Annotated in this window: 12 protein-coding genes; 6 read left to right on the forward strand and 6 right to left on the reverse strand. The window is 73.2% G+C overall.

The genetic code is table 11. The features are described from left to right. Positions 1 to 279: 279 nt before the first annotated feature. Complete coding sequence (locus ACH4U8_RS25710) at positions 280 to 924, reverse strand: TetR/AcrR family transcriptional regulator (protein ID WP_360320729.1); 645 nt, start codon at positions 922 to 924, stop codon at positions 280 to 282. Between the two features lie 136 nt (positions 925 to 1,060). Continuing rightward, positions 1,061 to 3,049, reverse strand: a complete 1,989-nt coding sequence (locus ACH4U8_RS25715) for a hypothetical protein (protein WP_395780445.1) — start codon at positions 3,047 to 3,049, stop codon at positions 1,061 to 1,063. A 469-nt stretch (positions 3,050 to 3,518) separates the two neighbouring features. On the opposite strand from ACH4U8_RS25715, the gene ACH4U8_RS25720 reads away from it, so the two are divergent. After that, positions 3,519 to 4,415 carry a GntR family transcriptional regulator gene (locus ACH4U8_RS25720; RefSeq protein WP_395780447.1) on the forward strand — a complete coding sequence of 299 codons (897 nt, stop codon included), beginning with the start codon at positions 3,519 to 3,521 and terminating at the stop codon, positions 4,413 to 4,415. A 124-nt stretch (positions 4,416 to 4,539) separates the two neighbouring features. Here ACH4U8_RS25720 and ACH4U8_RS25725 read toward each other — a convergent pair whose 3' ends face one another. Beyond that, the gene (locus tag ACH4U8_RS25725) at positions 4,540 to 5,271 is read right to left on the reverse strand and encodes a GntR family transcriptional regulator (RefSeq protein ID WP_395780449.1); all 732 of its coding nucleotides are present in this window, start codon (positions 5,269 to 5,271) and stop codon (positions 4,540 to 4,542) included. Positions 5,272 to 5,374: 103 nt separating this feature from the next. Beyond that, positions 5,375 to 6,907: an ArnT family glycosyltransferase gene (locus ACH4U8_RS25730; RefSeq protein WP_395780451.1), complete on the reverse strand. Its 1,533-nt coding sequence runs from the start codon at positions 6,905 to 6,907 to the stop codon at positions 5,375 to 5,377. Between the two features lie 877 nt (positions 6,908 to 7,784). On the opposite strand from ACH4U8_RS25730, the gene ACH4U8_RS25735 reads away from it, so the two are divergent. The 3 genes from ACH4U8_RS25735 to ACH4U8_RS25745 all read left to right on the forward strand — a co-directional run bounded on the left by ACH4U8_RS25735 (position 7,785) and on the right by ACH4U8_RS25745 (position 9,393). Further along, entirely contained in the window at positions 7,785 to 8,324 is a 540-nt protein-coding gene (locus ACH4U8_RS25735; protein ID WP_360320714.1) for a TetR/AcrR family transcriptional regulator, read from the forward strand. 57 nt (positions 8,325 to 8,381) lie between these two features. Next, complete coding sequence (locus tag ACH4U8_RS25740) at positions 8,382 to 8,822, forward strand: DUF5360 family protein (RefSeq protein ID WP_395780453.1); 441 nt, start codon at positions 8,382 to 8,384, stop codon at positions 8,820 to 8,822. 88 nt (positions 8,823 to 8,910) lie between these two features. Further along, on the forward strand, positions 8,911 to 9,393 hold the full coding sequence (locus tag ACH4U8_RS25745) for a peroxiredoxin (protein WP_380017991.1): 483 nt from the start codon (positions 8,911 to 8,913) through the stop codon (positions 9,391 to 9,393). A 25-nt stretch (positions 9,394 to 9,418) separates the two neighbouring features. On the opposite strand, the gene ACH4U8_RS25750 is transcribed toward ACH4U8_RS25745, so the two are convergent. Then, positions 9,419 to 10,336: a S1 family peptidase gene (locus ACH4U8_RS25750; protein WP_395780455.1), complete on the reverse strand. Its 918-nt coding sequence runs from the start codon at positions 10,334 to 10,336 to the stop codon at positions 9,419 to 9,421. A 242-nt stretch (positions 10,337 to 10,578) separates the two neighbouring features. Between ACH4U8_RS25750 and ACH4U8_RS25755 the strand changes: the two genes are divergently transcribed. Both ACH4U8_RS25755 and fes read left to right on the forward strand, forming a co-directional pair. Next, positions 10,579 to 11,607, forward strand: a complete 1,029-nt coding sequence (locus ACH4U8_RS25755; protein WP_360320702.1) for an ABC transporter substrate-binding protein — start codon at positions 10,579 to 10,581, stop codon at positions 11,605 to 11,607. Positions 11,608 to 11,740: 133 nt separating this feature from the next. After that, positions 11,741 to 12,964, forward strand: coding sequence for an enterochelin esterase (gene fes, locus ACH4U8_RS25760; RefSeq protein WP_379988641.1), 1,224 nt, complete (start codon positions 11,741 to 11,743; stop codon positions 12,962 to 12,964). Here fes and ACH4U8_RS25765 read toward each other — a convergent pair. After that, a complete protein-coding gene (locus ACH4U8_RS25765) occupies positions 12,944 to 14,449 on the reverse strand; it encodes a DHA2 family efflux MFS transporter permease subunit (protein ID WP_395780561.1) in 1,506 nt (501 codons plus the stop codon). The two genes, fes and ACH4U8_RS25765, sit on opposite strands and share 21 nt — an antisense overlap. Positions 14,450 to 14,523 lie beyond the last annotated feature (74 nt).

The following is a 14,523-nucleotide window of genomic DNA, read 5'->3' on the forward strand; positions in this document are numbered from 1 at the left end:
GAGTGGCCTCAAGCGCCGGCGGGGCTGAGTGGCCTCAAGCGCCGGCGGGGCTGAGTGGCCTCAAGCGCCGGCCGGGCTGGTTCGCCTCATGCGCCGGCCGGGCTGGTTCGCCTCATGCGCCGGCCGGGCTGGTTCGCCTCATGCGCCGGCGGGGCTGGGTGGCCTCATGCGCCGGCGGGGCTGATTTGCCTCATGCGCCTACGGGGCTGATTGCCTCAGGGGCCCGCGGGCTGATTTGGCTTGGGAAGTGTTTGGTCGGTGTTGGGGGTTGGGTGTGGGTCAGGGGTTGGTTTTGGGGGTGTGGGCGACCGTGGCCAGGGAGATGGTTACGTAGCGGGTGGCGATTTGTTGGGGGGTCAGGGGGCCTGTGGGGCGGTACCAGTTGGCTACGGCCTGGCAGCTCGTGATGACGGCGCGGCCGGCGTCGATCGGGTATGGGGTGGTGAACTCGCCCAGGGCCACGCCGTCTCGGACCGCGTCGTGCATCAGGGCTTCGAGTTCGTCGCGCATCGCGATGTAGCGGGCCCGGTTGTCGGGTTCGAGGCTGCGCATCTCGGTGTCCAGGAAGGCCAGCGGCGCGCGGTTCGCCATGTACAGCACGATGCACTCGACCAGTGCGGCGAACCGCGCGGAGGGTGTGTCGTCGGCCTCGGCGAGGGCGCCCCGACAGCGACCGAGCGCGGCGTTCATCGAGCCGATCAGCAACTCGACCAGCAGCGCCTGCTTGTTCCGGTAGTGGTAGTACAGCGCCGGCACCGTCACCCCCACCCGGCGGGCGATGTCGCGCACGGTCGTCCCGTGATACCCGTGCTCGTCGAACGCGGCGAGCGAAGCGGCCAGGATCGGCGGCAACGACAGCGGACCGTACGCGCGCCAATCGGTGTGGCCGTCGGCACGTAGGTCCGCCGCGAGTGGCTCCGCCATGGGTCCTGCTCCTGAATTCGCACACGGGCTCCGGCCGTTCCGAAGCACGTTCGTGTTGGTGGTCGGTGTGCCGACGATCGTTCGCTCGGCGATCCGGCCGAACTCGGCCGCACCGCGCGGGATTTCGGGCCGCCGCTCAGCCGCCGATCTGTTGCAGCGTCTTGACCAGTTCGGCGAAGCCGATGCCGACCTCGTCCAGCACGCGCAGCAGCGCGGGCGGCGGGTCGCCGATCTGCCGGTTGAGCGGACCCACCCGACCCGGAACGCTCGCCAGGTCGCCGCCGCGGAAGCGCGACTCGGGGTCGGCCGGGGGACGTATCTGGTAGCTGCGCCAGTTCCGGGCGGGCCAGTTCAGCAGCGTCAGGTCGGGCGCGTGCCAGGCCATGAAGGCCCACCGGCGCTCGTTGCCGGCCTGGATCAGTACCGGCTCGCCGTACTGCGCCAGACGCGTCGCGGCCACCGCCGCGATCGGGACCGGGTTGCCGAACGAGCCGGTGATCCGCCAGATCCCGTCCTCGATACCGGCGACCCAGCCGTGCGCGGCGAACTCCTCGATCGCGTCGGCGTACGGGCCGTCCTCGGCGGGTGCGGCCGGGACCGGCTCGGCGTCGTGGGAGGGGACGTACAGCGGCGCCGGCGACGGCACGGCCGGCGGAGTCGGGGCCGCTGTCGGAGTCGGGGCCGGCGGGCGCGGAGTCGCCGGCGGCGCGGGCGTCGTCTCGACCGGGCGCGGCGGCGCGACCGCACGCACCGGTGCGGGTGTCGCGGAGCGTGGCACGGGCGTGGGTTCCGGGCGGGCGGTGGGCCGGGTCTCGCTCGGTCGAGCGGCGGCGGCCGGGCTGTACGCGAAGACCACCGCGGAGTGCAGCACGCTGCCGTCGGCGCGGGTGACGCTGCCCCGCACGGCCGGCCCCTGGCCCGCCGCGGGCGGGAAGCCGGCGCTCGAGGCGCCGCTCGGGATGATGCCCAACTCCCGCCAGGAGCCCGGCGATCCGTCGGCCGAGGTGCTCACCGTGACCGGCTCGCGGGCGGCCTCGGCCAGCACCACGCGCAGTCCCGCGCCGTCCGCCCGGGCGCCGAGCAGTACGAGTTCGGCGCCGGCCGCGACGCCGCGCAGCGCGTCCAGGCCGGCGACCGAGGTGGTCCGGCCCTCGCCGAGCGACAGCGCCGGACCGCCGGCGGTCCGCACCGCGAGGTCGAGGCCGCCGCCGGCCGCCGCGGTGCCGGCGAACCCGGCGCGGGTCAGATCGGCGTTCCCGGTCAGCGCGAACCACCGGTCGCCGATCCGCCACTGCGCGAACCGGCCGTGTACCAGCCGCTGTTCGGGCAACACGAGCACCTCGGCGGGACGACCGCCGAGTGCGGTGCGCAACATCGCGCCGGTGTGGCCCGACCAGTTCTCGTGCACCCCCAGCAGCACCCGCGCGGGAGCCAGGCGGGCGATCAACTCGCGCAGCGTGTCGCCCGCCGGATCCACGGCCGGCGCGTACATGTGCAGTTCCTCCACCGGGCCGGCCGGCACCTGGTCCAGCAGCGAACGGTCGAGGTTGTCCAGCAGTCGTGCGTCGGGCCCGGGCGTCTCGTCCGCCAGGATGTGCCGCTCGGTCAGCAGCGCGGCGATCTCGCGCAGATACTCGCCCGCCCACGGGGCCATCGCGACCCCGGCCGCCTCGGGCAGCTTGTCCAGCCAGTCGGCGACATCGGCCAGCAACGCGTTGGACGCGTCGTCCTCGGTCTCGACCACCGTCCACAACCGGTCCTCGCCCGCCCAGCCGGGCAGCGCGGGGGTGCCGCCGCCGATCGCGATCCGGCACGCGTGCTCGCCGAGCAGTACGACCAGCTTGGCGCGCAGGCCACCGGGACACACGGTGGGCGCGTAGAGGTAGTCCAGACCCGCGCCGCGCACCTCGCGGGGGTCGTGCGCCTCCTGCGCGGCGTCCCCGAGGATCGCGACGCGGGCGGAGAGACCGCGGGCGAGGGGGACGGCGACGCGCTCCAGGAAGGGCAGGTCGACGTTCAGGCCGAGGAACAGGGCCTCGTGCAGGGCGGCGCCGTCGGTGCGCTCGCGCCATTCCCGCAGGAGCGTGACGGGGGATGCGGATCGGGTGTGCTGCGACGCGGTCATATGTCGATGTCCAAGGTCGTTCGTCCCGAGGGAATGGCGTGCGGGTGCGGCTCGCGGAGGTGGTCGGTGGAGCCTTCGACACGGTTTCGATGGTAGGCCCGGTCGCGGATCGGTGGCGGCCGGCCGACGCCCGATCGAGCGCGCCTCGGAGCGGCGCCGGTCGGCGTGCGGGCCGCGCGGGTCATCCGAAACCACCTTCCTCGTCGCGAGGATCATCGCAGGAGTCGGCGTCGGCGATGGCCGAGGACCCACGTTGTGGGCACCACCCGGGCGCGCGGCACCCCCGTGTTCTTGTCGCAGACCCGACTGCCTGAGATATTAGTCCGAGCCGGCATGGGAGTGTCCGGTCCCGTCGGGATCGACACGCGGGTCGTCGGATTCCGTGAACCGGTCGCGGCACCGGCTTGCCGATCTTCGCCGATCCTCGTCGCCGAGCGGAATACGGCCCGGATCCGAGGAGAATCCGGACATGACGCCGAGCCCGACAGCGCGTACCAAGAGCCGGACCGCCCTCGCCCGGGAGACGATCCGAGGCCGCATCCTGCGCCTGGAGATGCCGCCCGGGACGGTGTTCAGCGAAGGGGATCTGGCCACCGCCCTGGACATGGGCAAGACGCCGGTGCGCGAGGCGCTCAATCTGCTCACCCACGAGAGCCTGGTCGCGGTCGCGCCGCATTCGGGCTACCTGGTCATGCCGGTCACCCTGCGCGACATCCGGGAACTGCTCGAACTGCGGCTGACGATCGAGACGTTGGCGGCCCGACTGGCGGCCGGCCGGCGCGATGCGGAGGGGCTGCGCGGCTTGCCCGAGGCGGCGCGGGCGTGGCGGCGCACGGTGCTGGCCGGCGGGTCGACGGCGGGGCGGACGTCCGGGTCGGCTCCCGGGTCGGCTCCCGGGGCGGCACCCGACGCGCGTCCCGCTGCGGATCTCGATACGACGTCCGGGCCGGCGGCGGGGGCCGGGGGGCGTGTGGGGGCCGGGTTCGCGTCCGTGCCGCTCGGGTGGCTCGGGTTCGGTGCCGCGCTCGCCGAACGGGCCGGCAACGGGCGGGCGGCCGAGATCGAGGACTACGTGCTGCGCCACCAGTTGCGCCACCTGTGCCTGGCCGCCGTACTCGGCGAGCCGACCTGGCCGGCACCCGACCACGGGCCGCTGAGCGCGGCACTGGCGGCGGGCGACCAGGACGGTGCCGCCGCCGCCGTCGAGGAGGGCATCCGGGCACTGGGCGCGGCCGTGTTCGGCGCCCTGGTGCCGCCGGTCGCCGCGCATCTGGGCCGCGGCAACGGCGACGGCTGCGCCGCCGAGCTGCCGGCCGACCTGCTCGACCTGGACCTGGGCACCCTGCTTCGCGCCGGGGCCCGCTGAGCCGTCGCCCGCCGAGCCGTCGCCCGCCGAGCCGCCGCCCGTCGAGTGCCCGCCCGCCGAGCCGCCGGCCGGGGCCGGGTCGGGTACGGGCGCCGCCGCGCGTCGGTGCGGCGATCGGGTCCGGTCACGGTCCCGACGCGGAGCCGGCGATGTTCACGTCCAGGAGCGCGTCACTGGAGAGCAACGTGTCCAGCACCCGCTCGCGGCATCCGTTCAGCCGGGTGTGCACCGCGTGCCGGGCCGCGTCCGGGTCGCCCGCCGCGAGCGCGTCCAGCAGCGGCGCGTCGTCGCCGGCGATCGAGCGCGGATGCGGCCCGTCGGCGGCCACGCACAGGCGGAGCAGCCGATGGTGGGCGTGCAGGGTCCCGCCCAACACGCGGCGCAGGTGTCGATTGCCCGCCAGCTCGCCGAGCAGCAGGTGCAGCCGGGTGTATCGGTCCAGCCACGCGTCCGTGCCCTCGACCGGCCCCGCGCTCCGTACCCACGCGCTCTCGCGGGCCATCGGCGCGGTCACCTCGGCCGGCCGCCGGGCCACCGCCCCCGCCGCCTCCTGCTCCAGCACCCGATGCAGGTCGAACAATTCGCGCGCGGAGCGCAGGGTGACCCGGGAGACCCGGTAGCCGCTGCGCGGAAGCACCTCCACGAAACCGTCCTCGGCGAGCAGGGCGAGCGCCTCGTGCACGGGCGTCTTGCTCATGCCCAGTTCGCCGGCCACCGCCTTCTCGGTGAATCGTGCGCCGGGCGCGAGTTCCAGGTGCAACACCCGACGCCGGACCTCCCGGTACGCCGAGCCGGTCATCGACCCGGGCCGGCCCTCGCCGCCGGTGCGGTAGCCGGGCGGACTCGCATTCGCCATGACGCTCCTCACTGCCCGGCCGCGTCCCGGGGGGCGCGACGGGCGTCGATTCGGGGTCGGGTGCATCGGTCGACTCGGGGCATGCCGAAGGTCGACCCGTCGGTCAGTAGAAGTGCCGCAGCTCCGGCCACAGGCGCGACCAGGGTTTCGCCGTGCCCGCGCACAGTTCGACCACCGCGTGTTGTTCCTCGTTGTCGACGCCCATGCCGTTGTCCACCCGAGTGACCAGCCTGCAGCCGACGAAGTCCCGGTATCTTCTGGTGACTTCGCCCTCGCGCACGACCACGACCGGGCCGTCGGCGCGGTCCGGCGGCGGGCCCCAGTCGGCGAACGACATGTGGCCCGAATACGGCTTCGGCAGCCCTCGGGCGGGACCGTACCGGTCGAGTGCGCCCGCCTCGCCGTAGTTGCCCGCGAACAGCACCGCCCGGTCGCGTTGTTCGGCCGGGATCTGCACCCAGGCCACCGCTGCCGCGTCGGCCAGTTCGGGCCAACCGATCTGCTCGCCCTGTTCCGGGTTGATCCCGATCACCGCGTTCACCCGGCCGACCGGCAGCAACGGCAGCGAGATCACCGCGCTGGTGACGGTGGCGACCACGAGCATCGAGCCGACCGGCAGCCGCCGACCCGGTCGGGACGCGGTCCATTGCACGGTCGGCTCGCAGCCGGCCGCGACCAGCACCAGGAGCAGCGGCAACGCGTAGTACGACTTGCCGCCGGAGCCGATCACCAGGACGCACAGGACCAGGTATCCGGGCAGTATCGAGCGAGCCCAGCGAAGCTCCGCCGAACGCCACAACCGCACCCCGCCGGCCACCCAGATCGGCACGAACAGCGGTGACAGGTAGGCGATTTGCAGCGGGACGAACAAGATCCGGTTCTCCACGCCGTCGTCCGTGCTGATCCCGCCGGCGACGGTGAACTGCGGCCAGTCGTGGCCGGCCTGCCAGATCAGGCCGGGGGCGCTGAGCAGGACCGCGACCGCGACGCCGGCCCCGAGCAGGCGGCTGCGCAGCACCTCGCGCGGGCCGACCGCGAGCAGCCCGACGAGCAGGGCCACCACGAGATAGCCGACCAGGTACTTGTTCAGCATCGCGCCGCCGACGGCCGCTCCCACCGCGAGCCACCAGCGCCCGTCGCCGGTGCGCAGCAGCCGCAGCAGGAACCACGCCACCAGGAGCCAGGCGAGGATGTCCAGCGTCGCGGTGGACCACAGGTGGCCGACGCCCAGCACGATCCCGGAGGTGGCGGCGCAGGCCGCGGCGAGCAACTGGCCGGCCCGGCCGCTTCCGAACTCGCGTGCCATCAGCGCGACGACCAGGACGGTCGCCGCGCACGCGAGCGCGGCGAATATCCGCAGATCCTGCGGCTGGTCCCCGAACAACTCGCCGGACGCGCGGGCGAGCAGCGGCGTGAGCGGGGGTTGGTCGACGTAGCCCCACGCGAGATGTCGGCCGGCCACCACGAAGTACAGCTCGTCGCGATGGAAGCCGTAGCGCCCGGACAGTGCCACCTGCACCGCGAAGACCGCGATCATGATCAGCACGATCGGTCGCTTCGCGAGCGGCGGCAGGGCGGGCGGTACCGGTGCGGGGAGCAGCGGTTCGGCCGACGTGCGTTTCTCCACACGGCTCATTCCGTCATGGTGCCGGATCCGGGGTCGGTACGGCAGAGACTCGCGTGCGGGTCCATACAACGAGTCGGGATCGAATTCCGGGGTCGACGGCCTCGATTCGGCGGAACCCGAGATGTCCGTTTGCCGGCGCCGTGACCGAATCCGGCCCACGGCGTCGATCGGGGGTGGCCTGCCATGGGCACGCGGGGTTCGGATCGCCGGGTCGCCGCCCGGTATCGGCTGCACGAACAGCTCGGCGCCGGGGCATGGGGGTGGTGTGGCGGGCGACCGACGAGCTGCTGCACGCCGGGGTCGCGATCAAGCAGGTGAGCATCGGCCGCCGCTTGCCGGAGGCGGAACGCGAGCAGTGGGTGGCCTGGGCCATGCGGGTGGCCCGGCCGAACCGATTCCGGGTCTGTCGGCCAAGGACCCGGCCCGGCGCCCGGACGCGGACCGGCTCCGGGAACTGCCCGCGGCGAACGTGCCGGACAGCGGCGCACGCGACATCGCCCGACGCCCGGCCGCCCCCATCGCGCGATCGGCGGGTGTCGAATCGACGGCCGAGGAGCCCGCCTCCGTCGAACCGCCGGCGCCGACCGGGCCCGCGTCGCCGCCGTCGGTCCCGGGCGCGTCGGCCGTGACTCCACTGCCCGGCGCGCCGCCCGGCCCGGCCGGCCGCGCCGGAGCCGGCTTCGGTGGGCACGAGCGGACCGGCCGAGCCCGCCGAGCAACCGACCGGTCCGCTCGGGCCGTGCCCACCAACTCCCTTGTCGCGTACGGGAGATAACCCGACCGCACCCGAAATCCCGACGCCCGCGTCGGGCCCTTCTGCTGCTACGGTGACTCCCGACCGTCCGGACGGTCCGGGCGATTCGGGAGCGGGAACGGGGGCGCGCCGGTGCGCGATCGACTACTGGACGCGGTGGAGCGAATACTGGTCCGGGACGGTGTGGAGGCGGTCCGCCTGGACGCGGTGGCCCGCGAGGCCGGCGTCAGCAAGGGCGGCCTGCTGCATCACTTCCCGAGCAAACAGGAACTGGTACGCGGCGTGGTCGAGCGGCTCGCCGACCGGTTCGACGAGGTGCTGCCCGAACCGGGTTGCCCACCGGGTGCGTTCACGCTGGCCTGGCTGGACGCGAGCATTCCCGGGCAATCCCCGACCGGGGACCGCAGCGGCATCGACCGCGTACCGCTCGCGCTGGTCGCCGCGGCCGGCGGCCCCGAGGTGCTCGGGTGCCTGCGCGAGCGATACGCGCACTGGCAGCGCCGCCTCGCTCGGGACGGCCTGGAACCGGCCGTCGCCGACCTGGTTCGGATGGCCGTGGACGGCTGGTGGATGGCCCGGTTGCTCGATCTGGGAGTCCCGCACGACGAAGCGCACAACGATCTGCGGGCCCGGTTGGTCGAGTTGATCCGCAGCAACGGCGGCGCACCGTGATCGCGGGCCTGCCGGTCGACGGTGTCGCGGTGCCCCACCCGAGTGGCGGAACGAGCCGTGGGTAGCACGTCCGAGCGCCGGCCCGGCGCCGACCTGATGTGCTTCACCCGGGTCTCGATGACCATCGCGGACGTGGGCTTCCTGCTCTACTGGACGGTCACCCTGTTCGCGCTGATCCCGGCCGAGTACGCGTACAAGGACTACGCCGATCCGGTGATCAGCGACTGGAACTACTCGTTCGTGTTGCTCGACCTCGCCGCAGGGGTGACCGGGCTGGCCGCGCTGCGCCTGGGCCGTCGCACCGCGACCGGCAACGCCCATCCGCTGATGCTGATCTCGCTCGTCCTGACGAGCACCGCAGGCCTCCAGGCCGTCGCGTTCTGGGCGCTGCGCGGCGACTTCGCCCTCGAATGGTGGGCGCCGAACCTGTTCCTGCTGCTGTTCCCACTTCCCGCGATCACCGTGCTGGTACGACGTACGGCGCTCGTCGGGCCCTGAGCGACCCGGGTAACGTCACGGTGCGAGGCGCGGCCGGCCTCGCACCGCGACCGCACTCCGCCCCCGCCTCGCCCGAGGAGACCACGACGTGTCCAAGACCCCCGAGATCGGCGCCCCGGCACCGGACTTCACCCTCGACGCGGTTCACCTGACCGACGGCGAGGCCCGCCGCGAACCGCTGACCCTGTCCGGCCAACTCGGCCGTCCCCTGGTGCTGGCCTTCTACCCCGGCGACGACACGGCGGTCTGCACCAGGCAACTGTGCTCGTACTCCTCCGGCTTCGAACAGTTCGTCGACCTGGATGCCACCGTCTGGGGCATCAGCCCACAGGACCTGGACAGCCACGAGAAATTCGCCCGCAAGCACAACCTGCGGATGCCCCTGCTCGCCGACACCGACCACAGGGCGATCGACTCCTACGGCATCGGCCTGGGCAGTAACGCCCTCCGCCGAGCCGTCTTCATCATCGACGCCCAGGGCATCCTCCGTTGGAAACACGTCGCCCTGGTCGGCCTCACCTACCGAGGCATGGACACCCTGACCGCCCAACTGAAACTCCTGCGCGGCTGAGCGACGACATCCGGATGCCGGGTGTTCAGAAGTTCAGGGGTTGGATGAACGTGGGGGCGCCCTCCGAGGGACCGCCGCTGATCAGGCCGACGCCGGTGGAGCCGATGTGGACCGGGCCGCCGGAGTCGCCGGCGGCGCCGGACTGGGTGCTGCGGACCAGGCCGGTGACGGCGCCCTCGGGGTAGTTGACGGTGACGTCGACGGCGTCGACGGTGCCGCACCGGGTGCCGCTGGAGGCGCCGGTGGCGCAGATCCGGTCGTGCAGTCGGGGTTTGGCGAAGCCGGTGATCCTGGTGGTGGAGTTGCCGTCGACGATGTCGCCGGCCAGCGGCAGGCCCTCGGCCGCAGGGATCACCGCCCAGTCGGCGTCGGGAAAGCGGTACTGGCCGACGGTGCCGATCAGGGTGCCGGTGCCGTCGTACCAGGTGGACGCGTCCCGGGCGCAATGGCCCGCCGTGGCGGCCGTGTTCGGGCGGTAGCCGTTGAAGCCGGCGGTGCAGATGAAGACCGTGCCGGTGAGCCCGCTGTAGATCGTGCTGCCGCCGTGGAACCCGTTCGGGGGGCGGGAGTTCGGGTCGGCGGCCGGGCCCCGGGCCAGCCGGGGGCGGATTGCCGCGCCGAGGTGGACGATGTCGACCGGCGCGGGCGTCAGTCGGGCGGTGGCGAGGAAGTTCGAGGTGGCCGGGTCGGCGGCGCCGCGCAGCATGCCGATGGTGAGTGCGCAGCGCTGGTGATCGACGTACCAGTACTGGCCGGCGCCGGCCAGGCCGTCCAGCGCGAGGCCGTCCAACCGGTGCTGGAGCGCGCGCAGTTGCTCCAGTCGGTCGACGAGGCAACCGGCGGCGGGCGGGTCGGCCGCCGCCGGTCCGGCCTGGGTGCTCAGCACGAGCGCGGCCGCTGCGGCCATCGACAACATCGAACGCGTCACGGTGGTCCGCTTCATGCCGGACACCGTACGGACCGACGCGCGGCGGAGGGCGGCCTACCGCGCCGGCGTCACCCGAACGGAGGATGCGATCCCCGCACGAGCACCGCGCCTTCGCGGCCGGGCGTGACGTGCGCCACCCGGGCGGATGGCGATCCGTACCGTCTTGCGCAACTCATGGAAGGTAAGGCTAACCTAAGCACGACCCCGGGGGTCGTGCCGAGCCCGACCCCCGTCCTTACTCGTGCCCGGAGCCCCACATGCCCTCATCTCATCGCTCGCTCGCGACCGCCCGGCGGCGCGTGGTTCGGCTGCTCGCCGTGGCGGGGGCGGCCGGATTGCTGCTCACCGGGTGCGGTTCCGACTCGGACTCCAAGTCGGACACCAAGCCCGCCGCGAACCAGAGCGGCGCCGCGCCGGCCGCCGGCGACTCGGCCGGCGGCACCCGCACCGTCAAGGACGCGACCGGCACCGCGGTCCAGGTGCCGGCGAGCCCCAAGCGCGTCGTGGTGCTCACCCAGGAGGACCTGGACGCGGTGCTCGCGCTCGGCGTCAAGCCGGTCGGCATCACCAACGGCCAGGGCCTGGACAAGCCACCCGCCTACCTGACCGACAAGGTCAAGGGCATCGAGGTGGTCGGGAACCTGCTCCAGCCGGTGATGGACAAGGTGATCGCGGCCAAGCCGGACCTGATCCTGGCCGGCGACATGCAGGACGAGCAGGTGCTCAAGCAACTCCGCAGGATCACCCCGGCGACGCTGGTCACCATGGCCCCCACCGACGACTGGAAGTTGTCCTTCCGCGGCATCGGCAACGCGGTCAACAAGCTGGACCAGGCGAACAAGGTGATCACCGACTACGAGGCCAAGGCGAAGAAGACCGGCGAGGACCTGACCGCGAACAAGGGCGCCGCGGTGAGCATCGTGCGCTGGAACCCGAACGGCCCGAGCTGGATGGAGAAGCGCCAGTTCGCCAGTGGCGTCGCGCTCGACATGGGGCTGACCCGGCCCAAGGCGCAGGACAAGGACGGCAACGCGCACACTCCCGCGTTGAGCCTGGAGAAGATCGCCGAGATCGACGGTGACTGGCTGTTCCTGGGCACGCTCACCGCGGACGGCGCGAGCGCGCTCAAGGAGGTCCAGGAGAAGCCGGCGTACAAGGAGTTGAACGTGGTCAAGAAGAACCACGTGGTCACCGTGGACGGTTCGGTGTGGTCCACCCGAGGTGGTCCGCTGGCCGCCGACGTGGTGCTCGGCGACATCGCGAAGGCGCTGTCCGCCACCTCCTGATCCGCCACCGTCCGGCCCGCCGGCATCGGCCGCGACCGGCCCCGGGACGCGCAACGCGCCCCGGGGCCGCCGCCGTTGCGGGCCCGCGTCCGTCCGACCGCCCCGTTCGTCCTCGTGCAGAAAGCCGACCATCATGGACACCCCGATCCTGCACGCGCTGACCGAGGCGGTCGCCGCCGGACGAGCCGACGCCGGCGCCGAGTTCTGGGCCAGGGTCGAGGCGGTCGGCGCCCCGCTGGTCGAGCCGGATCCGGCCGACCCCGGGCAGCGCCTGGTCACCTTCGTGTGGCGGGACGACCCGACGGCGCCCGCCCGGGACGTGCTCGCGCTGCTGCACACGTTCACCGACCGGGACCGGCACGCGGGTGATCTGACGCCGCATCTGATGCGCCGACTGCCCGGCACCGACGTGTGGGCGCTCACCCATCGGCTGCCCGCCGACCTGCGCGCGTCGTACCAGTTCTTCGTCGGCACCGGGGCTCGCGCGCAACTGCTGCGCACCGATCGGGCCGCCTGGCTGGGCGTGTTGGACGGCGCGGTGCCCGACCCGTACAACCACGCGCCCACGCTGGCCGCGCGGGACGGCCGCAATCCGTCCTCGGTGCTGGCGCTGCCGGACGCGCCCGCGCAGCCGTGGGTGCGCCGCCGGCCGGGCGTGCCGCGCGGCTCGCGTCTGGACACCACGGTGGCCGGACGCCGGGTGAGCGTGCTCGTGCCCGCCGGCGTCCGGCCGGAGCCCTTCCGGGTCGCCGTATTCCTTGACGGCGAGGTCTGGGGCTCGGTGCTCGACATCGGCGACACGCTGGACAACCTGCATGCCGAGGGCCGGATTCCGCCGACCCTCGCGCTGCTCGTGGACACCATGGGTCGGGATCGGCGGATCGCCGACCTGACCTGTAGCGAGGCGTTCGTGGATTGGTTGGCGGACGTGTTGTTGCCGTGGGCCGGTCGGCACTACGGGTTCGACCCCGATCCCGCGCACACCGTGGTCGTCGGGCAGAGCGCGGGCGGCCTGACCGCCGCCTTCGCGGCCCTGCACCGGCCGGACCGGTTCGGCAACGTGCTCTCCCAGTCCGGGTCGTTCTGGTGGCCCGACCCGGACGAGGGCAACGACGGCCCCGAGTGGTTGACCCGGCGGTTCGCGACGACCGAACGGCTGCCGATCCGGTTCCACGTCGAGGTGGGGTTGCTGGAGTGGATGCTGGTCGCCGAGAACCGACGCCTGCGGGATGTCCTGCTCGAACGCGGCTACCCACTCACCTACACCGAGTTCGACGGCGGCCACGACTACGCCTGCTGGCGCGGCGGGCTCGCCGTCGGACTCGTCGGACTGCTGTCAGCCTCGGCCGGAGGCTGAGGCACCGGCCGCCTCGGGGTCCGGGTCGGTGGCCCGCCCCGGACGGTTCGGCTCCGGGCCGGGGTCGGTGGCCGCTTCCGCGCGGTTCGGCTCCGGGTCGGGGCCGGCGGTCGGTTCCGCGTCGTCGTCCCCGAACGGCGGTGGAGCCGGCGCCTCGCGGGGCAACCGCAGCGCGAACACGGCACCGATCGCGACCAGTACGGCGGTGACCCAGATCGCCGCGCGGTACGGCCCGGGCGAACTCGCGTCGTGCCCCGACCCGCCGCCCGCCTCGATCACCGCGGCGCCGACCGCGATCCCGAGCGAACCGCCGAGCGTGCGCACGATGGTGAACAGGGCCATCGCGTGGCCCATGTCCGGCGGCTCGATCTCGCCGAACCCGGCGATCTGCACGGTCAGCACGGCGGTGCCCAGCACCAGCCCGACGGCGAACATCAACACCCGTACCGCCCAGGTGTTGTCGGCGACCCCGGGCAGCGCGAGCGCGCCGAACACCAGCGCGGCCGACAACAACGCGGGCGTGGCCAGCCGCCGAGGGCCCAGCCGGGGCAGCAACCGGTCGACCACCTGGGACGCGAACATCAGCCCGACCGCCTCGGGGAAGACCCCCAGGCCCGCGTCCAGCGCGGAGGCGCCGAGCGCCGCCTGGTACAGCAGCGGGAAGACGAACAACACGCCCATCAGCCCGGCCGAGGTGAGCAGGGCCAGCGCGCCGGCCGCGCCGAACGCCCGATCACTCAGCAGTCGAAGTCGCAACAGCGGTTCGGCGGAGCGAAGTTGGTGGGCGACGGCGACCACCAGCAGGACCAGGCCGAGGACTCCCGAGACCGCGATGGCCGGCGAACTCCAGCCCTGCGACGGCCCGAAGCCGAGCGCGTAGGTGAGCAGCCCGAGCGTCGGCGTGGTGAGCCAGAACCCGATCCGGTCGAACGGCCCGCGCACTCCCTCCCGATGCTCGCGCAGCCCGAACAGGCCGAGCAACACGGCGGCCGTGCCGATCGGCACGTTGACCAGGAACAGCCAGTGCCAGGACAGGTGTTCGGTCAGGAACCCGCCCAGCGGCGGACCCAGCGCCGGCATCAGCGCGGTCGGCACGATCAACCACTTGGCCAGCTTCATCCGCTCGTGCGGCGCGAACGCGGTGAACAGGATGGTCATCCCGACCGGCGTCAACAGCCCGCCCGCCAGGCCCTGTACGACGCGGGCCAGCACCAGGGGGACCAGGTCCCGGGACAACCCGCAGGCGGCCGACGCGGCGGTGAACACGGCGAGCGAGCCGAGGAAGACCCGCTTGGTACCGAAACGATCGCTCAACCGCCCGGCGACCGGCAGCGCGACCACCAGGGCGACCAGGAACGCGATTTCCACCGTGTTCGCGGCCACCGCGGGCCGGTCGAAGTCCTCCGCGATGGTCAGCAGCGCCGGATTGACGATCGTCGAATCCAGGCCGTTCATGCACATCGCCGCGGTGTAGACGACGATCACGACCCACCCGGCGGCACGCTTGGCGGTCGCCGGTGCCGCCGGTGCCGCCGGTGTCGTGGGTGCGGCCGGTTCGG

Origin of the sequence: Embleya sp. NPDC020886 (genome assembly GCF_044333915.1) — a bacterium.
In the GTDB taxonomy this organism is placed as follows: Bacteria; Actinomycetota; Actinomycetes; order Streptomycetales; family Streptomycetaceae; genus Embleya.